This window comes from Leeia sp. (genome assembly GCF_041909055.1).
Lineage (GTDB): Bacteria > Pseudomonadota > Gammaproteobacteria > Burkholderiales > Leeiaceae > Leeia > Leeia aquatica.
Genome location: NZ_JAYREC010000001.1, coordinates 724,922 through 746,894, shown reverse-complemented (window position 1 = coordinate 746,894; position 21,973 = coordinate 724,922). Strand labels below are relative to the sequence as shown.

Annotated in this window: 20 protein-coding genes; 6 read left to right on the top strand and 14 right to left on the bottom strand. The window is 55.7% G+C overall.

All coding sequences use genetic code 11. From position 1 onward, the window contains the following. Position 1 precedes the first annotated feature (1 nt). Genes ACE3O2_RS04225 through ACE3O2_RS04215 form a run of 3 tightly spaced genes read left to right on the top strand, consistent with a single transcriptional unit; the run spans position 2 to position 3,677 of the window. Positions 2 to 1,552, top strand: coding sequence for a nitrogen regulation protein NR(II) (locus ACE3O2_RS04225; protein WP_374335004.1), 1,551 nt, complete (start codon positions 2 to 4; stop codon positions 1,550 to 1,552). A 6-nt stretch (positions 1,553 to 1,558) separates the two neighbouring features. Then, complete coding sequence (locus ACE3O2_RS04220) at positions 1,559 to 2,926, top strand: sigma-54-dependent transcriptional regulator (protein WP_374335002.1); 1,368 nt, start codon at positions 1,559 to 1,561, stop codon at positions 2,924 to 2,926. Continuing rightward, positions 2,913 to 3,677, top strand: coding sequence for a ThiF family adenylyltransferase (locus ACE3O2_RS04215; RefSeq protein WP_374335000.1), 765 nt, complete (start codon positions 2,913 to 2,915; stop codon positions 3,675 to 3,677). Before ACE3O2_RS04220 ends, ACE3O2_RS04215 begins: the two co-directional genes overlap by 14 nt. A 6-nt stretch (positions 3,678 to 3,683) precedes the next feature. Here ACE3O2_RS04215 and ACE3O2_RS04210 read toward each other — a convergent pair whose 3' ends face one another. After that, on the bottom strand, positions 3,684 to 5,123 hold the full coding sequence (locus ACE3O2_RS04210) for a M48 family metalloprotease (RefSeq protein ID WP_374334998.1): 1,440 nt from the start codon (positions 5,121 to 5,123) through the stop codon (positions 3,684 to 3,686). A 124-nt stretch (positions 5,124 to 5,247) separates the two neighbouring features. Here ACE3O2_RS04210 and tal point away from each other — a divergent pair, with 124 nt between their 5' ends. From tal to ACE3O2_RS04195, 3 genes are all read left to right on the top strand, one after another. Beyond that, complete coding sequence (gene tal, locus ACE3O2_RS04205; RefSeq protein WP_374334996.1) at positions 5,248 to 6,315, top strand: transaldolase; 1,068 nt, start codon at positions 5,248 to 5,250, stop codon at positions 6,313 to 6,315. Continuing rightward, a complete protein-coding gene (locus ACE3O2_RS04200) occupies positions 6,315 to 7,235 on the top strand; it encodes a helix-turn-helix domain-containing protein (protein ID WP_374334994.1) in 921 nt (306 codons plus the stop codon). The genes tal and ACE3O2_RS04200 overlap by 1 nt, the downstream gene beginning before the upstream one ends. 80 nt (positions 7,236 to 7,315) lie before the next feature. Next, the gene (locus ACE3O2_RS04195) at positions 7,316 to 7,840 is read left to right on the top strand and encodes an NADH-quinone oxidoreductase subunit B family protein (protein WP_374334992.1); all 525 of its coding nucleotides are present in this window, start codon (positions 7,316 to 7,318) and stop codon (positions 7,838 to 7,840) included. A gap of 123 nt (positions 7,841 to 7,963) precedes the next feature. On the opposite strand, the gene wecB is transcribed toward ACE3O2_RS04195, so the two are convergent. Genes wecB through ACE3O2_RS04130 form a run of 13 tightly spaced genes read right to left on the bottom strand, consistent with a single transcriptional unit; the run spans position 7,964 to position 21,966 of the window. After that, on the bottom strand, positions 7,964 to 9,094 hold the full coding sequence (gene wecB, locus ACE3O2_RS04190) for a non-hydrolyzing UDP-N-acetylglucosamine 2-epimerase (RefSeq protein WP_374334990.1): 1,131 nt from the start codon (positions 9,092 to 9,094) through the stop codon (positions 7,964 to 7,966). Next, positions 9,087 to 10,097 carry a polysaccharide biosynthesis protein gene (locus ACE3O2_RS04185; protein WP_374334988.1) on the bottom strand — a complete coding sequence of 337 codons (1,011 nt, stop codon included), beginning with the start codon at positions 10,095 to 10,097 and terminating at the stop codon, positions 9,087 to 9,089. Before ACE3O2_RS04185 ends, wecB begins: the two co-directional genes overlap by 8 nt. Then, positions 10,098 to 10,961 (bottom strand): dTDP-4-dehydrorhamnose reductase family protein, encoded by an 864-nt coding sequence (locus ACE3O2_RS04180; protein WP_374334986.1) that lies wholly within the window; start codon positions 10,959 to 10,961, stop codon positions 10,098 to 10,100. After that, positions 10,958 to 12,208: a glycosyltransferase family 4 protein gene (locus ACE3O2_RS04175; RefSeq protein WP_374334984.1), complete on the bottom strand. Its 1,251-nt coding sequence runs from the start codon at positions 12,206 to 12,208 to the stop codon at positions 10,958 to 10,960. The genes ACE3O2_RS04180 and ACE3O2_RS04175 overlap by 4 nt, the downstream gene beginning before the upstream one ends. After that, positions 12,165 to 13,229: a glycosyltransferase gene (locus ACE3O2_RS04170; RefSeq protein WP_374334982.1), complete on the bottom strand. Its 1,065-nt coding sequence runs from the start codon at positions 13,227 to 13,229 to the stop codon at positions 12,165 to 12,167. The genes ACE3O2_RS04175 and ACE3O2_RS04170 overlap by 44 nt, the downstream gene beginning before the upstream one ends. A gap of 3 nt (positions 13,230 to 13,232) precedes the next feature. Then, entirely contained in the window at positions 13,233 to 14,693 is a 1,461-nt protein-coding gene (locus tag ACE3O2_RS04165) for a hypothetical protein (protein WP_374334980.1), read from the bottom strand. Between the two features lie 47 nt (positions 14,694 to 14,740). Then, positions 14,741 to 15,763 (bottom strand): glycosyltransferase family 10 domain-containing protein, encoded by a 1,023-nt coding sequence (locus ACE3O2_RS04160; protein WP_374334978.1) that lies wholly within the window; start codon positions 15,761 to 15,763, stop codon positions 14,741 to 14,743. Between the two features lie 10 nt (positions 15,764 to 15,773). Continuing rightward, positions 15,774 to 16,817 carry a glycosyltransferase family 2 protein gene (locus ACE3O2_RS04155; RefSeq protein ID WP_374334976.1) on the bottom strand — a complete coding sequence of 348 codons (1,044 nt, stop codon included), beginning with the start codon at positions 16,815 to 16,817 and terminating at the stop codon, positions 15,774 to 15,776. Then, on the bottom strand, positions 16,810 to 17,787 hold the full coding sequence (locus tag ACE3O2_RS04150) for a glycosyltransferase (protein WP_374334974.1): 978 nt from the start codon (positions 17,785 to 17,787) through the stop codon (positions 16,810 to 16,812). Before ACE3O2_RS04150 ends, ACE3O2_RS04155 begins: the two co-directional genes overlap by 8 nt. Positions 17,788 to 17,838: 51 nt before the next feature. Next, entirely contained in the window at positions 17,839 to 19,272 is a 1,434-nt protein-coding gene (locus tag ACE3O2_RS04145) for a lipopolysaccharide biosynthesis protein (RefSeq protein ID WP_374334972.1), read from the bottom strand. Between the two features lie 17 nt (positions 19,273 to 19,289). Then, entirely contained in the window at positions 19,290 to 20,219 is a 930-nt protein-coding gene (locus ACE3O2_RS04140; RefSeq protein WP_374334970.1) for an NAD-dependent epimerase/dehydratase family protein, read from the bottom strand. 5 nt (positions 20,220 to 20,224) lie between these two features. Then, positions 20,225 to 21,145, bottom strand: coding sequence for a transketolase family protein (locus ACE3O2_RS04135; RefSeq protein ID WP_374334968.1), 921 nt, complete (start codon positions 21,143 to 21,145; stop codon positions 20,225 to 20,227). After that, the gene (locus tag ACE3O2_RS04130) at positions 21,145 to 21,966 is read right to left on the bottom strand and encodes a transketolase (protein WP_374334966.1); all 822 of its coding nucleotides are present in this window, start codon (positions 21,964 to 21,966) and stop codon (positions 21,145 to 21,147) included. The genes ACE3O2_RS04135 and ACE3O2_RS04130 overlap by 1 nt, the downstream gene beginning before the upstream one ends. Between the last annotated feature and the right edge of the window lie 7 nt (positions 21,967 to 21,973).

The following is a 21,973-nucleotide window of genomic DNA, read 5'->3' as shown; positions in this document are numbered from 1 at the left end:
CATGTCGTCTGCCGCCATCACGCCGGGCCACTGGCGTTCGCTGGGCTATTTCTCCCTTTACCGGCTGCTGATCATCGCCATCCTCGCGATGATGGCCTCCGCGTTGAGTGCCAACTCGCCCCGACTGGCCCCCCCGGGCTATCTGGGGTCCCTGCTGGGCTATGCCCTGTTTGCGGTTGCTGCCGGGCTGGCGGCGCGTCAGCGCCTGGCCCGTTTTGAATACGTGCTGACCGGGCAGGTGCTGGGCGACATCTTTTTCATTGGGCTGCTGACTTGGCTGGCGGGTGGCATGCGCAGTGGCCTTGGCATGCTGCTGTTGCCGTATCTGGCCGCTGCCGCGTTGATCAGCCGTGGGCGCATGAGTTTTTTCTATGCCTCGATCGCCAGTCTGGTTTTACTGTCTGGTGAAACACTGCGCGGGATGATGACCGACAGCATGGATAGCCTGGCTCAGGCGGCCATGCTGTCGGTCGCCTGTTTTGCGGTGGCCTGGCTGGCGCACCGATTGGCCGTCTATGCCCGTGAGAAAGAGCTGTTGGCTGAAGTTCGCGCAACGGCCTTGGCAAAACAGGAAGATATCAATCGCCTCATCATCCGCGACATGCACGATGGCGTGCTGGTGGTGGGGGCCGAAGGGCAGGTGCTCAGCCACAATCAGCAGGCGCTACGCCTGCTGGGGGTTCCGGATTCGATCAGCGGCCGCCCGCTGGAAGAGTGGCCCTTTCTGGTGGAGGCCCTGCAGCGCTGGCGGGAGTTTGGCACCACGGAGGCGACCGTATCGGTGCCGGCCTCGGAGCTGCTGGTGTCTTTGCGCATCAAGCCGCTGACAGGCGATCGCGTATCGGGTGCCTTGATTTATGTGCAGGACACGCGCGAGCAGCAGCATCTGGCACAGCAGATGAAGCTGGCCGCGCTGGGGCGGCTCACCGCCAATATTGCCCACGAAATCCGTAATCCGCTGTCGGCCATTGGCCATGCCAACGAATTGCTGAGTGAAGACAATGACGAGGCGACCCGGCACCGCTTGCATCGCATCGTGTCAGACAATGTGTTCCGGCTGGAGCGGATCGTGCAGGACGTGCTGCAATTGAACCGGCGCGATCGCATGAAGCCGGACCCGGTGGCGCTGGACCGGTTTGTGGCTGAGTTTGTGCAGCAGTTTGTGCAGGTAGAGGGTATTGCTGCGGACTGGTTTACTTGTCCGCCCGGAGAGGCGCTGACGGTGCCGTTTGACCGTGAGCATTTGCACCAGATCCTGTGGAACCTGTGTCGCAACGCCATCCGCTACTGCACGCAGCAACCAGGCTGCATTCAGCTGAAGATCGGGCAGGTGGATGGTGTCTGGCGGCTGGCATTGTGGAATGATGGACCACCGATTCCGCCTGAGTTGCAATCGCAGCTGTTTGAGCCCTTTTTCACAACACGATCGACCGGTACCGGGCTGGGCCTCTATATTGCACGCGAGCTGTGCGCGGCCAATGGCGCGGCACTGCGCTATGTGGCTGCTGAGCAGGGGGTCACTTTCGAACTGTCCGGGCCCACCCATGGATAAAACACGATGGCTGTAAGCAAGCATACCTTTCACGCCTTGATCATTGATGATGAACCGGACCTGCTGGAGCTGCTGGACCTGACCCTGATGCGCATGGGTATCCAGGTCAGTCGGGCTGGCAGTGTTGCCGAGGCGTTGAACGCCTTGTCCAGTCAGCGCTTTGATCTGTGCCTCACCGATATGCGCCTGCCCGATGGCGAGGGCCTGCAGATTGTGCAAGCGATTGCCGAGCAGGGCTGGGATGTGCCGGTGGCAGTCATTACCGCCTATGGCAGCACCGAGAATGCGGTGGCGGCCCTGAAGGCCGGGGCGTTTGACTACCTCTCCAAGCCAGTATCTCTGGAGCAGTTGCGCACCTTGGTCAAGTCGGCGCTGAATCTGGAGGGCGCGCGGGTCAAGGTGATCAAGGGCGGTGAGGTCAGCAAGGGTTTGCTCGGTGATTCGCCCGCCATTCAGCAAGTACGGCAGTTGATCGACAAGGTGGCCCGCAGCCTGGCACCGGTCTACATCAGCGGCGAGTCCGGTAGCGGCAAGGAGCGGGCGGCGCGCATGATTCACGAGCAGGGTCCGCGCGGTGACAAACCGTTCATCGCGGTGAACTGTGGTGCCATTCCCGAGAACCTGATGGAGAGTGAGTTCTTTGGTTATCGCAAGGGCGCGTTTACCGGCGCCAACGATGACCGGGACGGTTTCTTCCATGCCGCCCAGGGCGGCACCCTGTTTCTCGACGAAGTGGCGGATTTGCCGCTGGCCATGCAGGTCAAGCTGTTGCGGGTGATTCAGGAAAAGAAGGTGCGCAAGCTGGGGAACACGCAGGAAGAGGGCGTGGATGTGCGCATCATCTGCGCCACCCACCAGAACCTGGCAGATTGTGTGGAGGCCGGTCGTTTCCGGCAGGACTTGTATTACCGCCTGAACGTGATCGCACTGCGCATGCCGGCCTTGCGCGACATGCGTGACGATATCGAAACCATCACCCTGAGGGTGCTTGAGCGGTTGGCCAGTGCCAGCGGCATGCCGCAGCCCCGTCTGGACAAGGCCGCCCTCAAGGCGCTGGTACATTATGATTTCCCCGGCAATGTGCGCGAGCTGGAGAATATCCTCGAGCGTGCACTGGCCTTGTGCGACGGTGAGCAGATACTGGAGCAGGACCTGCAGTTGTCCCCTGCCGTGTCTGCTGAGGCAGCACCCGTCAGCGCGGGCGACAAGTGGCCGTTACAGGATTATCTCGACCGCGTCGAGAAAGAAGCCATTCTTGAAGCGCTGCAGCGTACCCGCTTTAATCGTACCGCAGCGGCCAAACTGCTGGGGATTACCTTCCGGGCCATGCGCTACCGGATGGAACGTCTGGGATTGAACGATGACGTCCAATGAGCTGAGCGATAGCCAGCTGCTGCGCTATTCTCGCCACATTCTGCTCGAGGAGCTGGGTATTGAGGGCCAGCAGCAGCTGCTGGCAGCCAAGGTACTGGTGGTGGGAATGGGCGGGCTGGGTTCAGCAGCGACGCCCTATCTGGCGGCCGGTGGCATTGGCGCCCTGCATCTGGCAGACGGTGACCAGGTTGACCTGACCAATCTGCAGCGGCAGATCGTGCATCAGGAAAGCCGCGTGGGCATGAACAAGGCGCAGTCAGCCGCAGTCTACCTGCAGCAACTGAACCCGGCGCTGACATTGCAGCTGTTGCCGCAGGATCTGGGTGAGAATAGCCTGGCAGCAGCAATCTCTGCGGTGGATCTGGTACTGGATTGCAGTGACCGCTTTGCTACCCGGCAAGCGGTCAACCAAGCCTGTGTCGCAGCGGCCAAGCCCTTGGTCTCCGGTTCGGCCCTGGGGTTCGCGGGCCAGCTGGTGGTGTTTGATGTACGGCAGGCCAACAGTCCCTGCTACCACTGCCTGTTTCCGGCCGGAGCCGAAACTGGCGAACAGCGGTGTGCCACCTTTGGGGTGCTGTCTCCGCTGGTGGGGGTGATCGGCGCCCTGCAGGCTACTGAGGCGATCAAGCGTCTGTGCGGGCTGGACCCGGAGGCGATTGGGCGATTGCTGATGTATGACAGTCTGCGCGGTGACTGGCGCAGCATACGGGTGCCACGTGATCCGGCCTGCACGGTATGCCATGCCCGATAGATCCGTTTAGCTCTTGGCCTTGATCAGCTCTTGCTCGGCCTGCCATTCTTTCAGCCGCGCCTCTACGCCAGCCTGTCGGTAAAAATCCAGCCCCTTGACCTGCAAAGCCAGCTGCAACTGCACGATGGCTTCTTTCAATTGTCCCTGGCGGTAATAGAACTCAGCTTGTGCTTGCCGCGCGGCGGCCTCGTTGCCCTGCTGAGTGTAGGCTTCGGCCAGCAGCGCGTAGAAGGGGCCATTGCTGCTGCGTGCTTCAATCTGTGCACTGGCCAGATGCTCGGCATCGACCGCCCGCTTTTGCAACAGACGGCAGCGGATCAGCCCGTAGTTTAGCCCCACATGGTTGGGGGTATTGGACAAGGCAGTTTCATAGACTTTTCCCGCCGCGTCCAGCTTGCCTTGCTTGATCAGGATCTCGGCGGCCAGACTTTCCAGCATCGGGTGTTTCAGCTGCTTGCGCGCTTGGTCCAGCGCCTGCTGGGCACGAGCCGCCTGACCATTTCGTAGCAAGGCGACGGCCAGACCGTATTGGCTGGCCGCTTCCAGATTGAAGCGGCGCTCTTTGAGTGCATTCTCAAAGTAGCTGATCTGCGTACTCTCCGAGCCATTCAGTGCGCGCAGCCGTTCGCGGACCAGATGAAATTCGATCGACTCCGCCACCTGCTTGTATGGATACTGATCAGCCCGGTTGGCCGATTCTGCCAGGCGCGTGGATTCCAGCGGGTGGGTGCGCAGATACACCGGCGCACCCTCGCCATAAACGCGGGCGGCCTTCTCCATGCGGCCAAAGAAGGCAGGCATCGCATGTGGGTCAAACCCGGCGGCGGCCAGGTACTGCATGCCCACACTGTCGGCCTCGGTTTCATGGGTACGGGTAAAATTGATCTTGCCTTGAATCTGCAGCGCCTGGGAGGTGGCGATGACGGCCTCAGGCACTGGCCCCCCTTTGCTGGCGGCCAGGATGCCGATGGCCAGCAAGGCGAGGCTGGCCATCCCCATATTCTGGTCTTTTTCCAGAAAGCGGGAGATATGCCGTTGTGTGACGTGGGCGATTTCGTGGCTCAGCACGGCCGCCAGCTCGGATTCGCTTTGTGTGGTGGCAATCAGGCCGGTATGTACGCCGATATAGCCACCCGGCAGGGCAAAGGCATTCAGGGTCGCGTCGTTGACCACAAAGAATTCAAAGCGCTGGTGCCTATCGTTGCTGACACTGGCCAGCCGGTTGCCTAACCGGTTCAGATAGTCGCGGGCTTCGACATCATCAATCACCGCACTGTCCATGCGGATCTCGGCCATGATGCTGTCGCCCAGCGCTTGCTCTGCCTTGCGTGACAAAACCTGCTGTGCGGAATCCCCCAGATCGGGTACCCCACTGGCGTGTACCGGGGCGGTGATCGGTGCGCTCAGCAGCGAGCAGGCCACAAGGGCAGTAATCAGTGGTTTCATTCTGATATGATAACCTTTTTGCCAGACAGTTCCCATGCATGGCCCCCGGTGCAGGCTGTTCTGAAGTGGGCAATGTGCTGAACATTGCCGTAATGTGTGTGACGAGTGCTACCGGAGTGTGGAAATGAGCCGTATTGCCCGAATTCGAGAACTGGGCCAGCAGGTGTGGCTGGATAATCTGTCGCGTGAGTTGCTGGCCAGTGGCCAGTTGGCCCGCTGGATCAATGAAGATGGTGTGGCGGGGGTGACCTCCAATCCGGCCATTTTCTATAACGCCATCAGCAAGGATGCCGGTTATCAGGCGGACTTGGCCCGTCTGAAACAGACTGAGCCGGACGCCGAGCGCCGCTTTGAATTGCTGGTACTGCCGGATGTGGTGGCCGCCTGCCAGATGTTGCGTCCGCTGTATGATGCCAGCAAGGGCGAGATGGGCTATGTCAGTTTCGAAGTGTCACCGCGCCTGTCGCACGATGCGGCTGGCACGTTGGCTGCGGCACGTCGTCTGTGGGCTGAAATCGGCCAGCCGAACGCCATGATCAAGATTCCGGCGACCGCTGCCGGGGTGCAGGCGTTTGAAGATGCCATTGCCGATGGTATCAACGTCAACGTCACCCTGATGTTCTCGCCCAAGCATGTCGAGGATGTGTTCTCTGCCTATCAGCGCGGCCTGCAGCGTCGCATGGACGCCAGGCTGCCGGTAGACCACATCCGCTCGGTGGCCAGCGTGTTCATCAGCCGGGTGGACACCCTGGTGGACAAATCACTGCCTGCCGATGCTGCAGCCCTGCAAGGCAAGATCGCTATTGCCGCCGCCAAGGACGCCTATGCTGTCTGGCAAGATCGCTTCCACGGCACGGGCTTTGCTGCCCTGCGTGCCAAGGGTGCCCACCCGCAAACGCCACTGTGGGCCAGTACCGGCACCAAAAACCCGGCATACCGGGACGTGCTGTATGTGGAAGAGCTGATCGGTGCCGAGACGGTCAATACCGTACCCGATGCCACGCTGGCCGCTTTTGCAGATCATGGCGAAGCCCGCAGCAGCCTGGGCGAGGGTCTGACCGAGGCGCGGAAGCAACTGGCAGCCTTGCAGGCGGCGGGTCTGGACCTGAATGTGCTGGGCGAGCAACTGCAGCAGGAGGGCCTTAAGCTGTTTGATGAAGCCTTCGACAAATTGCTGGTGCTGGTGGCCTGATGCCAGAGGACGGTTTGCTGCTCGCAGCGCCGTCCCTCACCGCTGGGGCGGCTTTGACGCTGCCTCTGTATGTGCCGCCCGGCCCGGCGCTGGCCCCCTATGTAGCGTACTTTGTACTGGTTGACCTGCAAGCGCACGGCAACCAGCTGCCCGCATCCCCTTTCCCGATGTTGTTTTTTCACGGGCAGCCGCATGGTATCCGTTATCAGGAAGACGGTCTGGGGCCTTTTCTGCCGCAGGCCATGCTGAGTGGCCCAACCCTGCGCAGTCGGCGTTCGCAGTCCATTCAACCCGGCTGGATGGTGGCGGCCGCATTTCATGCCGGCCAGCTCTCGCGTTTGTTTGATGTGCAAACCGATCTGCTGACTGACCAGCTGGTGCCGCTGGAGGATGTGCTGGGCCCTGTGCAGACAGCGTTATGGTTGGAGGCCATCCATGATGCGGAAGGTGCACTGGAGCGGTTGCTGGTGCTGCAGGAGCGGTTGATCAGGCAGCTGGAGCTTCGCTTTGCTTGCCAGCGCCAGTCCCCTCTGGACCAACTCAGCGCGGGAGCGCTGAGTCTGCCTTTGCCACAGCTGGCACGAGACTGTGGGTGGAGCTTGCGTCAATTTGAACGTCGTTTTCAACAGCAGTTTGGTCTCGCGCCGGAGCGTTACCGTCAGCTGGCCCGATTCACCCGCGTGGTGGGGGTGCTGATGCAGCAACGTGGAAGTGGCCCCACATTGGCGCAGCTGGCCCATGCGGCAGGTTACGCCGATCAGGCGCATTTTACCCGTGACTTTAACCAGTTTTGCGGCACAACGCCGGGCCGGTTTCGGCAGCAATTGGCACAAGACCCCGCATTCTGGGCATTTCGCATGCCCTCCACTCAGACGCAGGACATCATGAATCGGGTGCGTTTCCATCGTCATCAAGCCTGATATGCGATGGCGTTTTGATTCAAGACGGTGAATTGAGTGCTGTTTATGCTGCTCGGTGATCAACACACCGGAGCATGACCATGCAAGACGAGCAGTTCCTCAAAGAGGGCTACCTGCTGACCACCACCAAGCAGGTGTTCGACCTCGCCAACAAACACTCGCTGTGGTACCTCACCTTTGGTCTGGCATGCTGTGGAGTAGAGATGATGCACGCAGCGGCAGCGCGCTACGACATGGACCGCTTCGGCATGATCCCGCGCGCTACGCCACGCCAGTCAGATCTGATGATCATCGCAGGCACCCTCACCAACAAGATGGCCCCGGCGCTGCGCAGGCTGTATGACCAGATGGCCGAGCCGCGTTATGTGCTCTCCATGGGCTCCTGTGCCAATGGGGGCGGCTACTACCACTATTCCTACTCTGTGGTGCGCGGTGCCGACCGCATCGTCCCGGTCGACATCTACGTCCCCGGCTGCCCCCCCACCGCCGAAGCATTGCTCTACGGCCTGATGCAACTGCAAAACAAGATCCGCCGTAGGGAGGCCGGTCAACCGGGGTACACCCCACTTGCTGGCGGTGCACGACAAAGTGTGATTGCGCGCTGAAGGGGAGGGCAGCTTGCGGCATGATGCGATGCGCACCTGCCCACAATAGAGATCGTGTCTCGGCGTCTCGACGGTGGGCAAGCGTGAGGAGGTGACCAGCCTGCCGCATGGCAGGCTGGGGCTTTACAGTGTTTTATGCCATACCGTACGGTTGATGTAATCGGTATAGCTGAGCACCACCCGCAAAATTTGCTTGGAAACGGCAAGTGCTTCGTAATCAGCGACGGGTTCCATCACGCGCTGACTGCGGTCATGCTGGCTGACGATCACCCGTACGGCATCAAGCACGCGCTCTTGCTTCAGACCCGCCATGATCAGGGTGCCGACGTCCATGCCTTCGGGGCGTTCGTGGGCATTGCGGATCGTGATGGCCGGCAGGTTGAGCAGGGAACCTTCTTCGGTAATCGTGCCGCTATCGGACACCACGCACAGGGCTTCCATCTGCAGCTTCACATAGTCACAGAAGCCAAACGGTTTTAGAAACTGGATACGTGCGTCCATTTGCCCTGCACCCAAGGCATCCAGTCGCTTTTGGGTACGTGGATGAGTGGAGACGATCACCGGTACGTCATAAGCCTGGGCCAGTGCATTCAGTGTTTCCATCAGGTCACGCAGATTCTGCGGAGAATCTACATTCTCCTCACGGTGCGTGCTGACAATGAAGAAGTTGCCGCTTTGCAGGTTCATGCGTGCCAGTACGTCGGACGCCTGAATCTTCGGCATATAGTGATCCAGCACTTCACGCATATGCGAGCCGGTCTTGATGATGGTTTCGGGCCGGATGCCTTCTGCAATCAGATAGCGGCGTGCGTGTTCGGTCAGGACCAGATTGATGTCGCTCAGATGGTCCAGTACCTTGCGATTCAGCTCTTCAGGGACGCGCTGATCAAAACAGCGGTTGCCTGCTTCCATATGGAAGACCGGAATCTTGCGACGCTTGGCAGCGATGACCGCCAGGCAGGAGTTCGTATCGCCATAGAGCATCACGGCATCAGGCTTTTCAGCCTCCATCACCTCGTCAGCCTTTTCGATCACGCGGGCAATGGTTTGCGCAGCATTGTCCCCTACCGCCTGCAGGAAATGGTCCGGCTTGCGAATCCCCAAGTCTTCAAAAAAGATCTGGTTGAGCTCATAGTCGTAATTCTGGCCGGTATGCACCAGCACATGCTTTGTGTGCTGATCAAACTCGGAAATCACACGGCTCATTTTGATCAATTCCGGGCGTGTGCCCACAATGGTCATGACCTTAATCATTTAATTCTTCCTTGATGTAATCCAGCTTCAACAGCAGCGTCTTGATCTGCTCCACGTTGAGGCGATGGGTATTGTGTGAGGTGTAGTCGTCAAGCAGGGAAATGCTCTCCTCACCCTCACTGAAATACTTGGCGTAGTTCAGATCGCGGTTGTCCGCCGGAATGCGGTAGTAGCCGCCCATGTCTTGCGCATGTGCCATTTCTTCCCGGGAAATCAATGACTCATACAATTTCTCGCCGTGGCGGGTACCAATCACATGGGTTGGGGCCTCTGAGGCAAACAGTTCCTTGAGTGCTTGTCCCAGGTCACCCACTGTCGATGCCGGTGCTTTCTGAACAAAAATATCACCCTGCTGACCATGCGTGAAAGCATACAACACCAGATCCACCGAATCTTCTAACGACATCAGGAACCGGGTCATGTTCGGGTCCGTTACGGTGATCGGTTTGCCTGCTTTCAGCTGCGAGACAAACAGCGGGATCACGGATCCGCGCGAGGCCATTACGTTGCCATAGCGTGTTGCGCAGAAAACCGTCTCACCTTGGCGCTGCATGCGTGCCTTCGCCACCACGATCTTTTCCGCCATGGCCTTGGAGATACCCATGGCATTGATCGGATACACGGCTTTGTCGGTACTGAGCACCACGACACGGCGAACCCCGTTTTCTGTTGCCGCATTCAGCACATTTTCGGTACCAATTACATTGGTCAGTACCGCCTCCATGGGGTAAAACTCACAGGAGGGTACCTGCTTCAGGGCGGCGGCATGAAACACATAGTCCACCCCCTTCATCGCACGATTGACGCTGGCAGGGTCGCGTACATCCCCAATGTAAAACCGAAGTTTGGTGTTGTTGAACGCAATCCGCAGGTCTTCCTGCTTCTTTTCATCGCGGCTGAAGATCCGGATTTCCTTCACGCCGGTATCCAGAAAACGATTCAGGACCGTCTGCCCAAATGAGCCGGTCCCGCCTGTGATCATCAGAACACTGCCATCAAACATCTATTGATTCTCCTTGGGCCGCCCTTGATGCATGGCCTCAATCAGGTCAGGCCAAGCGGGGGCGCGATAGCCGGTTGCGTCGGTGAACCGCGTGGAGTCGAGGCTGCGATCAATGTTGACCAGATCATCGGTCTCGATTTCGACCTGCTTGTGGTAAACCTTGGCGATCAGGCGCAGCAGGGTGTCCTTGTCGATGGCTTCCGCGCCCACATGATATAGCCCCTCGAGTGTGGTGTTCGGGATGACCAGATCACGCACGACTCGCGCAAACTCCAGCGTGGGTAAACCCGAAAAAATGGCTTTCCGGTAGCCCTTGCATTGTTGCTGAGCCAGAAACCATTCCAGCAACCCAAACCGGCTTCCCCGTTCATGCCCGATGGTTGATGTGCGCAATGTCACCAGGCCGGGCCCTGCAACCTCGCCCATGTGCTTGGTTTTACCATAGACGTCCAAAGCATCCGGCTGCTCATTCTCGGAATAATTGCCCTTCTTGCCAGAGAAAACGCAGTCGGTACTGACGTGGATCAATCGGGCACCAGCCAGACCACACAACATCGCCAGACGATGCGGCAGCAGGGCGTTCAGGGTCAATGCAGGTATAGGGTCATTGCCACCGGGCAAATGCTTGGTCAGGCCCGCACAATTGACCACCACATCCGGTTTGGCCTCTTGGAACAGTCTGGCCATATGGTCCGTGCTGGTCAAATCTACCCCGCAGACCCAGTGCGTGCGCTCACCTCCCAGCGATGCTGGTGCCATGGGGGCACGAACTGACCCGATGACCTCCCAATCATTGCTGCTGCACAAGGTCTGCAACATGGCGCTGCCGATCATCCCGCTGGCCCCAAGCACCAACACCCTCATGACTTGTTCCTCCCTACTGCTTTAAAGTGCTCAATCAATTCAGAAACCAGCTTCTCGTGGGTGAAATGCGCGTTGTAATAAGCACGTGCATTCTCCGCCATGGTTTGGCGCGCTGAGGCTGGCTGGCGATACAAGGCCAAGATGGCTTCTGCCAAGGCCGGGCCATTCTCAGCCGGTGCCGACAAGCCTGCTCCTGCCTCTATCACCAGCCGTGCCCCTTCACCATTCATGCTGGCAATGATGGGGCGGCCGGCAGCCATATACGCTTGTACCTTGTTGGGCACGGTTGCAGCAAAGATTTCACGATCCGCCAGCGTTACCAGCAGTACAGAAGCCTTTTGCATGAAACCTGGCATGGTTTCCACCGGAAAACGCCCAGGCAAGTGCAAATTTGCCAAGCCTTGCTGCCTGACTTGTTGAAGCATCCATTCCCGTCGACTGCCATCGCCCAGCACGATGAAGTGGATATCCGAGTGGGCCTTCAGCAACACAGCGGCCTCCACGATCACATCCACAGCTTGTGCTGCCCCGATATTGCCCGCAAACATGACCGTAAAAGGCGCATCCAGTGCGGGCACGCCCGGATGGCTTGCCGGCATGGCTGGCTTGGCAAAGCTTTCGTCCACCGAGTTCGGATGATATTGGATGGGCGTCCTCGGTGCCAATTTGCGTACTGGCGCAATAAAGGCGCGAGATTGTACCAGCAAGAGGTCCGTGTGGTGATAGATAAACCGCACCACCTTCTCTACAGCTTTAAGAATGAAACGATTTTTGACATAGCCTGTGGCAGAGAGGCTTTCCGGCCACAGGTCCTGCACCCAGATCACAACCGGGCTTTTCTTCAGCCATCCCAGAAACAGTGCAGGCAGGGCTTGCAGGATTGGGGACACCCCATAGACGAAAATCACATCATACTTTTGCCCACGCGTCAGCCAAGGGCCGAATGCATAGCCACTGAAAATGAACGACAGGTAATTGAGCGCCAGACGTACCTTGCTGTCCTTGCCTCGCGGGAACAGAGGCATGCGACGAATGGTGGCCCCATGGTAATCCTCTTGTTGGCATCCCCAGGCACGGTATCCGGTAAAGATTCGCCCCTCAGGGTAGTTGGGCTTGGCCGTCAGCACGTCCACCGTGTGGCCCTGCGCCACCAGCGAGCGGGCGACATCGTTGATGTGAAACCCCTCCGGCCAGAAGTGTTGGCTAACAATCAGAATGCGCACTTTTTCCTGCTCTTTCAACAACATGATCAAGGAATGCGGTAGCACTCAGCAAGGGAAGCGGGTTTTCTTCCTGTCGCAGATGGCGCTTCACCGCGCGTGCGATTGAGATGGCAGACAGCGGATCAAATGTTTGCTCCGGGTCGACCACATCCCTGACATAATCCAGTTCAGATGCCAGAATGGGCAGGCCAGCCTGCCGAGCCTCAATCAGAGGTAGACCAAATGACTCAAAGGTGGAGGGGAAGATTAACGCACCCACTTCTCCATAACATTCCAGCACTTTTTCGTGGGATAACTTGCCCAGCATTTCAATATTCAGTCCATGCTTGGCGACTTTGGCCTCCAGCCAGTTGCAGAGCTGAGGGAAATCCGACGTATCCAAAGTCAGTCTCAGCGATGGAAACAAGCCTTGCTGTGCCAGTAAGCACCATGCCTCTATTAAGGTCCGGTGATTCTTGTGCGGCTCCCCGGAAGCCACATACAGAAAATCAAACGCCGTTTTCTGACTGGTATCTGGCTCAAGCTGTGCCCGACGATACGTCTCGTGTTGTTCCATGAATGGTCGTACCTGTACATCTGCCCTGGTACGTGCCTTCAGCAAGCGCTGCATTGACGGCGTCTGCACAATGAACTCATCAGCATTCGACATCTTGCTTGCAAACCAGTGACGTTCCGCCTGCAACCGCAATCGCGTTTTTAATGGAAACGAACCCAAATCTACATTATCAACCAGATAGCGGTTCTGCAGGAAAACGGTGACATGGCAAGGCAGACGGAACAAGGGGGGTAAATTACCAAAGCAGAGCACCATATCCCCAGCCTTGACATTCCGCTTCAACCACAGCTCAGCACGGAAACGCTGCACCACACTAGGTTTGACGCGATGAACTTGGTTAAAAGGGAAATCTGAGGGCAATTCCATGCGTTCATCCAGACAAAAGATCGTCTCCCAACGACCCTCTGTAGCTTTGATCAGGGATAGCAACAAAGCCTTCCCACCGCCCTGGTGAACGTTGGTGGCATGGATGAACAGCCTGGTTGACATGAATTAGTCACGCACTCGAGATATACGCAAGCATTTTACTCCACATAGACACTTGGAGAGCCAATTTGATTGAATCACACGAACAGTAACAATCCCCAATAGCATTATTAGGAAAAATTTGAGCAGCCCAATCGGGGCCACGCCCATTTGCATCACAGCATTCGCTGCCGCCCCACCCCATAGTGCCGACATAAAAGGGTTGGTCGTCAAATAGAAAACCAAGTTCTCACTTGCAAGAACAAATAGAGTCAGTGCTGCAATGCCAACAAACACCATCCACAAGAAACCTGAAGAATACAAAAAAGCAATAGGTCCAGGCAAACTGCTAAATTGATACTTGGCCAGATTCATAAATCTATAGTGTGCCATGCATATTTCTTGATAAATAGAGGATCGCCCTATTTCCGATTTTTCGGTTAATTGTCTTGAAAAAAGACTCCAGCTTTTCTCCGGATAAGAGTGCACAGCCATAACCCCCTCCACTCCAACCCACCGATCAATTGCGAACTGTGACGTCTGCAGTATAAACAACCCCATTCTGGAGAAGTATTTCCCATATAACACACCCATCCCTTGCGAGGCCCCTTTATCTTCAGCCTCAAAAAAGGCTATAGGTGCCCCACTATAGTAGTAAGCACGCAGCGCATTCACGCCGCGCAATGAAATCATCAACAACACAATCGCGGAAAATAACAACAGCACAATATGTTTACGGGAAAATTCACGAAATTTGACTTTGTTTTTTAAAAAAACCAACAGCTGAGGAAAAACATGGAAGATATATGACGCTCTGCTCAGTAAAGAAATGGCAGACAAAACCCCTTCAATCAAAACGACATAAATAACCCAATTTATTTTTCTCCCCAAGCAAATATCCCACCATAGCAGTGTTGCCACAGCTATCGCAAAGCCGTAACTGAGCAGCCAGTATATAACTGCATTAAGAGGCCATGGCAAAACCGTCCTTGGAACTAGCCCAGCTTGTTGTATACCATAAATTCCATTTGCAGCGGCAATGAAAACAGCGCAGATAAGGAGCAATGCCCAAAAAGCTCGCCGTTTTTCCGAGTACCATACGGGCGGATTGAACTCTAATTTGGCCGTCCTAATCGTAGAGGGTTGGCGAAATACGGTATAAAGCAAGCGTCCTGCCAACACCCCAAAACCACCTAATGTTGCCGCCGTCAGCACCCCGTCCCAGGCGTCTATTGATGACTTGAATATACCAACAGGTTCGGAAAAAGGGTAGCCCAAGCTTAGATGAATAGTCAGTTTCAACCAAAATCCCAACCAAAGCATGACCGCCATAAACATGTAGCCGTAACCTGCTTGTTTGATGAATCCACTCAGCAGGACGACTAAATAGGCCACAGAAAAAAGTGTATATGACCATGCAGAGCCTGGATATTTAATCAAGCCCACAGTATATAGGGCACACCAAACTGCCAACAAGATGATACGCACAAAGCTAATCGAGGTGCGATTACTGTCATTTACCGATGAATACATTTTCAAACTATCACAATACCTTGAACAAAGTTAAAATACTTATGGTAATCTATACTTTGAATAAATTCCCTGCCTGCCTCTCGCATGATTGCTACTTCACTGACCGGCATCTCTTGCAGATGCCGCCACATCTCCTGTGGGGAGCTATAATTCCGGTAATCAACATAGCAGGCCTCAGGGATGAGGGATGCAATATCCGATGCGCCCAGATAGACAGGTATCGTTCCGGCATAAAGGCAGTCAAAGATTTTTTCTGTGACATACCCTTGCATCGTCATGTTCTCGAAGCAAAGTGCAAAATCATACCCACCCAGTACCGTATACTTGGATTCGCACGCGCCTTTGTAAATGGACATGAGCGTTTTTCTGTGGCGCCAATAGGGTAGCCACATGGCGTTACGAGACCACCAACGTTCCCAGCCCCGGCCATACAAGTCCACTACATTGATATCAGCTAGTTGCGCCATGACTTCGATGCGTTTGCTATACAACTCGCCTGCATGGGAGACTGGTTTGTGGTTGCCATTGATGACAACCATGCGGCGTAGCCGGCTGCCTTGCTGCCAGATCTCAGCCAGAACATCCGTTTTAGGTTGCGGCCAGTACAGCTTACGCAGCTTCTGTTGGTTTACCCCTTCAAGCGAGTAGCCATCCCCCACGACATTATGGACATAGACCCGTTCAAAAGCTGCAGTTAGCGCAGGCAATTCCCGGTACAAGGCAGGAGCGACAACTGGCGGCTCAAAAATGACAAACGCACGCAGCTTAATGTCTGCACGGGTCGCCAGAGATGCATAGTTCTCAAGCATGCCAAACGAGTAGTAATCAGCAGGCCCTCTGTGTGCTGCTGCTCCTTCAAACAGAAAATCCGCCGTGTGGACGGTTACTCCTTGTGCTGACAGTGCCGCCTGCATGCGGATGAATGGGACCAGCGTATCGTCACGATTGAGTACAGGATCGTGCTCGTCAAAAAGGCGATCTTTGTAATAGGCACGATAGGCGGGATCAATGTAAATCATTTGCATGATCGTTCTTTTACCTCTTCAGCACACGCTTGCAATAGCCGAGACTAAGCTGGGCCAGTCTCTCTTGCCGTAACGCCAGCAATAATTTCAGGTAGAGGGCTGCAAGCAGCACGGCCAGCCCTTTTTTTGTCTGTAACGCCGCCTTGAGGGCTGCCCATGAAAATACGCCGGTGAGTAGGGGCTTGGCCATACTGGCTTGGCCCGCCACCACGGCGTTAACGGCTCGCATAACCTTGTCCCGGCGGTCCAGCTTGGCATAATTATCCAAGTCCTGCTCGTCGAGCAACTGGCTGACAGGCGTATTGGCTAGATAGCTGTCCATTACCAGGAAAAAGTCTGGTCGCTCAACCTGCAGGCGCACTTTCGCAGAGAATTGATCCGCACTGATGCGATAACGCATCAGTGCGGCGGGCAGCAACCCCACCTTATGGTGTTGTGCAATGCGCAACCAGACATCCAGATCAGCTGACGACTTGTAAAGCTCGCCACGCCACGACTTAATCTCCTGCTGATAAACCGTGGTGCGCACCATGACACTGGGGCATACAAGGAAGTTGGAGTGCTTTAGCACGGCCTTGAACAGGGTTGTGAAATCGAGTAATGCTCCAGCGGCACGCAAGGTGCTCGGAAACTGGATTCCGCCAAAGACTTTCCCACTGGCATCAATCAGGCTTGCCTCAGTGAATACCGCTCCAGCCGAAGGGTGTGCCTCCAGAAAAGCCACTTGTTGGGCAACCATCTCCGGTTCATATATGTCGTCAGCATGAAAGATGGCGGTGTACTTGCCATCCGCCAGTTGAATGCATCGATTGAAATTACCCTCACCCCCCAGATTCTCAGCATTACGATGAAGCTGAATGCGGGCATCTGAAAGGGCTTCAACAATCGACACAGTTCCATCGGTCGACGCGTTATCCACCACCAGGATCTTCAGATTTGCATAAGTCTGGGCCAGCAGCGAAACCAGTGTTTCCCGAATGGTCTTTTCCGCGTTATAGGCTGGAACGCATATGCAAACTGCTGGCAGTTCACTGGACGGCAAGAGGCTAGTCATTCACGAGCCCCATCTTCCGGAATACAGTTTGGAACCTGCGCTCATACGTATGATCACGTAAGGTACGGGCGTAGCCTGCTGCCGCGATCGACTCGCGAAGCTCTTCCTGCGCAAGATAAAACCGTACCTTCTCCACCAGGTCATCTGCATCGGCATACACGCCAATCTCTTGGTCAATCTCGTAGCAGCAGGCAAGACCCTCAACAAAGTAGGACAGTTGAAAGCTCCCGCAGCCATTCACCTCAAATATGCGTGCCTTCATTTGTTCAATACTCTTCTTGCTGCGCAGCCGGTTGACCAGTGCTCTGGGGGAGGACGCCAGATAGCGAAGGTCCCACGATACGGAGTTGGACAAGTTGAGGTTAATCCGGCTTGCATTGAAGATGTCGACCATCTTGTCCTGCGCAACCTCCCCAGCAGGCCAGCCATGCCCAAAGGCGTGCACCTTTATCCCTGCGCGGCGCAGCTTGCGAATCAGCCAGTCACGATAGGAATGCCAGCCACCGACGAACGAAACATCATATTTCTTTTCGGTTGCCGTTTTCTTGAAAACATCTTTGTTGCATCCAAACGGGAAATAGATGCAGTTTTCCAATCCCAACTCACGGTACTTGGTCGCTGCATGCAAATCAGGCGACGAAAAAAAGTCAAACTTGCCTGCCCAATATTGCGAGTACTCAACCCGCCATGTGTCATCATGAAAAAAGCAGAATGTTTTGCTGTGCTGCTTAAGTGATTCAATCGTCGCAGGGTCAAACTGGTCTGTGTAAAGGGAAAAGATCGATACATCCGGTTGCCATTGTTTTACCTTTTCCAGAAGTTTGTGATTCATCGCCTCCTTGCCTGTCGCACGGATTTCCCCCATGTAGTCGAAGAGCTCAACTTCATGGCCCATCGCTTGCAGGGTTAGAAAAAAATTGAAGTACTCGTATGAATACTCTCGACGTGGGTCACCGTAGCTATGCAGCATGCAACACAGAAGAATCCTCAATGGGGCCTCACCAATCTCGCTTGTTATCCGCTATTGAACATCGCCAAGATGGCGGCGCAGCAGCAGGTATTGTGTCGTCAGGAACGCCAGGCCAGTCAGTGAAAGTGTGCCCAACACCTCAACCCAGATGACGGCGTGCAAGGTTACGCGGCTTAACCATGCCAGTCCCCATAATCCCAATGCGGCTGACAGCGTTAGCAGGATGGAACGTACCGGACTTCTGGCCTGGACTCGTCTGGCCAGTGCAAGGTGCATCAGTATGACAGTAGCCAGCCCCGAGCAAGCCAGTGCGAGCCCTGCTCCATGCGCGCCCAGCATGGGTAGCAAAGCGAAACAGAGCATGACCGATAGCGCCGCGCCCACCATATTTGGCACAATCAACCACTTGGTACGCATGAAAACATGCGCGATCAAGGAGTACGCCCCTGCCAGCACCCGCGCGCCCTCTGCGAGCGCCCCCCAAATCAGATAGTCTGACGCTGACTGAAACTTGGCCCCCAGCAGCACCCGCGTCAATTCAGGGGCCAGGCTGATGAGCAAGGAGACCGTCAACATCAGGGAGGGTATTACTGCCGCGGCATAGCGACGCCATGCTAGCCCTTGCCGCAGGACATCACTGGTATTCGCGTCACGATACAGGCGAGGCTGAAAATAGGCGGTCAGCACCGACTCTGCGCCCGCAATGATACCGGCACTGACACCGTAACCCGCTACGAACAGGCCTACCTGCGCAAGCCCTAGCCCATTTTCCAGTATGTAGCGATAACTCTGGCCCTGCACCCAAGCAAGCCCGGCTGCAATGACGACAGGCCATGCAAATTTAAACAACTCGGTCAGATGCTGCCGCTGAACGGTCACCGGCGACGTAGCAACCGAAGCCCCTCCCTGACGCAACATGGCAAAAAGCACCCCTGTACCTGCAATACCCAGCAGCATCTGGCCTAGCATGACCCCCAACAACCAGTACTGGGCCTGTGGCTGAAACAGTTCCACCAGGATAAGGGCAAATAGCAGGCTGCAAGCGAGAGTTGCGACGGTCAGAATCACAAACCAGCGGTGTTCACCCAGTAAGTTGATTGCCGGAATGGAGGTCTGGTTAATGGTGTTAAATAGTAAAGAACAGCACACTAACGTCACTACCCAGCCAGTTGCCATTCCGAAGTTGACATGGCCGTACAGGGCAATGAGCGGTATGCTGATGGCTGCGGTTAGTGCGACGAGTAATAAATAACCGGTATAGCGCACAAGATACGGGCGTGCTCGCCCATTGTTTTGCCATGCATGCAGACGACGATTGATGAACATCCCGACTGGGTTGATCAGGAACATGGCAAAGAAAGCTGCCGAGGTTAAGGTCAACGATACCTTGCCCATTTCTTCGGGCGACAGCAAGGTTGTTGCCAGGCGCAGCATCACCAGCGCTAGCAGAAATTGCGCGGCTCTACCAATCGTGATGGCGATCAAGATAAGCCCCGCAGCACTTATGCACCTGCAAGGAGGGTCGCGGCCTCCTGCAACACCCCGTCCAGCGAAGTTCGGCTCGGCTGATAGCCAAACCCTGCTGCGCGCTTATTGAGTGAGTAGTAGTTGGACTTGCTGCCGGTAGCGTTCACTCCGGTATAGGAGTCGACCACTTCAAATTGCAGACCAAGGTGACGCTGCATCGCTGACAGTAGCGTGAATTTATCCACTGGTGCTTGGGTATAGCAATCCACTGCAGTATTGGCAGCTGGTGCGGCAAGCAAGGCTTTAGTCAGGTTGAAGAAATCTGCAGGATGCAGGAAATCTCGCACCAGGTTATCGGGCGAAGTCTGCAAGATGGCTTTGTCACGTACAGCACGCAACATATCGGTCACCAGAAATCTTGCGGATATATCCTGAGTATGGCTGAAGTAGCTAAATACACGGATATCTACAATTGGCAAGTCAGCAAGGGCACGATGACGGCACTCCGCATAAAACTTGGCCGTACCATACCAGTCCTGGGCATTTAAACTATTGAGCTTGAATTGTGCCACTGTTTCTTCAGTAGCCGCATGCGTGAAATCCGAACCGTAGGCGGCACCGCTGCTGATGAAGATATAGCGTGTTTGCGGATGGGCGCTCAGGTAGTCAAGTGCCAGTGTGTCAAATGTGTAAGTCGTATCAAGGATGGATGCCCCCATCCGCTGTGCTGTCGCTGGGTCACCCACACCGACAAAATTCATCAAGGCATCAAAATGAGTGTGCTTGCCGAATTGACTAAACTCACCAATCTGGTCAATGCCCTGAACATCCCGCTGTTTGATCCATTGCTGCACCACATGGGGCCGACGCGCATAGAGACTGAACCGGAATTGGCCGGACCGCCCCGCGGCCGCAACAAAATCGCGCGCCAGTTGGCTGGTCGCCCCAAGAATCGCTATTTTCATCAGAGTCAGGCCGATATGGACAGGTATGCTGTCAACTGTCGCTTAATCGACACCTGATCCAGCCCATGCTCATGGAGGAGGTAATCATAACTGCCGCAGTGCTCTGAAAAACGATCTCTGACCCCGACACGCAGAATGCGGACAGGTGCATGCTCGCTCGCGACTTCAGCGACCATCGAGCCAAGGCCACCATGGATGGAGTGCTCTTCGAACGTCACCACCGCACGACTGCTTCGGCAGATGTCTACCACCTGGGCAACATCGATAGGTTTGATGTACGGCGCTGTCCAAACTGAGGCTTCGGGGTAGGTGGACTGCGCAATATCCATTGCACTCCGTACCAAGGAGCCCGTAGCAATAAAGGCTACGCCCCCTTCAGAGCCTGCTCTCAGGCCAAGCAATCTACCAACGGGTACCTCTGGCATATTCTCATGGACTGTGCCTCGGTCGGACTTGCCCATCCGCAGATATACCGAGGTGCGTCCCTGATAGGCCGCCCTGAGGCACATGGTCATTTCAAAGGCATCAGCTGGAGAATAAACCTGTAAATCCGGCACCGCTCGTGTGCACGCAATGTCTTCAGTGGATTGATGACTGGTTCCCAGATGGCTGTATACAAATCCGGCACCATCCCCGATAAAAATCACCGGCAGCTTGTCATGCGCCACATCCAGTTTGATTTGCTCAAGTACCCGAACCGGTATAAAGGCACTAAGTCCATACACAATCGGGCGGAAGCCAGCGCGAGCCAAGCCTGCAGCCATCCCGACCATATTTTGTTCCGCAATGCCCGCATTGATGTACTGATCAGGGCACGCCCGGCGGAATTCATCAAAAAGAGCGTAACCATGATCCCCGGTCAAGAGCAGTACATTGCGGTCCGCTCTCGCCAGTTCGACAAGCGTTCTCGAAAATGCGTCTCTCATCAGTCGGTACCTTCGGCCACAGCAGCCATGGCACGGCTATATGTCTCAGGAGTAAGCCGCGTGTAATGCCAGATATTGTCGTGCTCCATGAAAGGCACGCCTTTACCTTTGACCGTCTTGGCAATCAACGCCTTGGGTTGATCAGATGGACTAGCCCAGAGCTCATTAATCGCCTGATCTATCTCGGCTTCATTGTGCCCATCAATCGTACGCGCAATAAAACCAAAGCTCTCAAATTTTGCCTGAATCGATCCCAGCTCCAGCACATCCGCAGTCTTGCCCATGGCCTGAAACCCGTTCTCATCCACGATGACCATCAGGTTTTTCAAACGGTGGTGGCTTGCGAACAGCATCCCCTCCCAAATAGGGCCTTCATTGAGTTCACCATCTCCCACAAGGGCGTAAGTTTTCTGGTCTGTCCCCCGGATTTTGGCACCCAAGGCCATACCAACACCGACAGAAAAACCATGACCCAACGAGCCCGAAGTCACTTCAAGGCCGCGGATGCGAGAATCGGACAAACCTTTGAGGCCACTGCCATTGGCGAAGTATGAACTAAACGCTTGTTCCGGCAGCCAGCCCAACTCGCGCATGCAAGCATATTGCGCCATCACACCGTGTCCTTTGCTCAAGATCAGGTAGTCACGGTCAGATGCTTCAGGGTCATTGCCGGGGTAGCGTAGGTGGTTGCGGTAAAGCACCGCTAGCAATTCAATGATCGAAAAAGCACAGCCAATATGAACAGTAGAGCCTGCATAGGCCATCTCAAGCACCGTCTTGCGCAAGTGGCTTGAATTAAAGGTGAGGGTCAGTGTATTCACGTCTGCT

Bases quoted from the DNA above. Each gene is read 5' to 3' on its own strand.
- ACE3O2_RS04225 (WP_374335004.1), top strand. From the start codon at position 2: ATGTCGTCTGCCGCCATCACGCCGGGCCACTGGCGTTCGCTGGGCTAT.
- ACE3O2_RS04220 (WP_374335002.1), top strand. From the start codon at position 1,559: ATGGCTGTAAGCAAGCATACCTTTCACGCCTTGATCATTGATGATGAA.
- ACE3O2_RS04215 (WP_374335000.1), top strand. From the start codon at position 2,913: ATGACGTCCAATGAGCTGAGCGATAGCCAGCTGCTGCGCTATTCTCGC.
- ACE3O2_RS04210 (WP_374334998.1), bottom strand. From the start codon at position 5,123: ATGAAACCACTGATTACTGCCCTTGTGGCCTGCTCGCTGCTGAGCGCA.
- tal (WP_374334996.1), top strand. From the start codon at position 5,248: ATGAGCCGTATTGCCCGAATTCGAGAACTGGGCCAGCAGGTGTGGCTG.
- ACE3O2_RS04200 (WP_374334994.1), top strand. From the start codon at position 6,315: ATGCCAGAGGACGGTTTGCTGCTCGCAGCGCCGTCCCTCACCGCTGGG.
- ACE3O2_RS04195 (WP_374334992.1), top strand. From the start codon at position 7,316: ATGCAAGACGAGCAGTTCCTCAAAGAGGGCTACCTGCTGACCACCACC.
- wecB (WP_374334990.1), bottom strand. From the start codon at position 9,094: ATGATTAAGGTCATGACCATTGTGGGCACACGCCCGGAATTGATCAAA.
- ACE3O2_RS04185 (WP_374334988.1), bottom strand. From the start codon at position 10,097: ATGTTTGATGGCAGTGTTCTGATGATCACAGGCGGGACCGGCTCATTT.
- ACE3O2_RS04180 (WP_374334986.1), bottom strand. From the start codon at position 10,961: ATGAGGGTGTTGGTGCTTGGGGCCAGCGGGATGATCGGCAGCGCCATG.
- ACE3O2_RS04175 (WP_374334984.1), bottom strand. From the start codon at position 12,208: ATGTTGTTGAAAGAGCAGGAAAAAGTGCGCATTCTGATTGTTAGCCAA.
- ACE3O2_RS04170 (WP_374334982.1), bottom strand. From the start codon at position 13,229: ATGTCAACCAGGCTGTTCATCCATGCCACCAACGTTCACCAGGGCGGT.
- ACE3O2_RS04160 (WP_374334978.1), bottom strand. From the start codon at position 15,763: ATGCAAATGATTTACATTGATCCCGCCTATCGTGCCTATTACAAAGAT.
- ACE3O2_RS04155 (WP_374334976.1), bottom strand. From the start codon at position 16,817: ATGACTAGCCTCTTGCCGTCCAGTGAACTGCCAGCAGTTTGCATATGC.
- ACE3O2_RS04150 (WP_374334974.1), bottom strand. From the start codon at position 17,787: ATGCTGCATAGCTACGGTGACCCACGTCGAGAGTATTCATACGAGTAC.
- ACE3O2_RS04140 (WP_374334970.1), bottom strand. From the start codon at position 20,219: ATGAAAATAGCGATTCTTGGGGCGACCAGCCAACTGGCGCGCGATTTT.
- ACE3O2_RS04135 (WP_374334968.1), bottom strand. From the start codon at position 21,145: ATGAGAGACGCATTTTCGAGAACGCTTGTCGAACTGGCGAGAGCGGAC.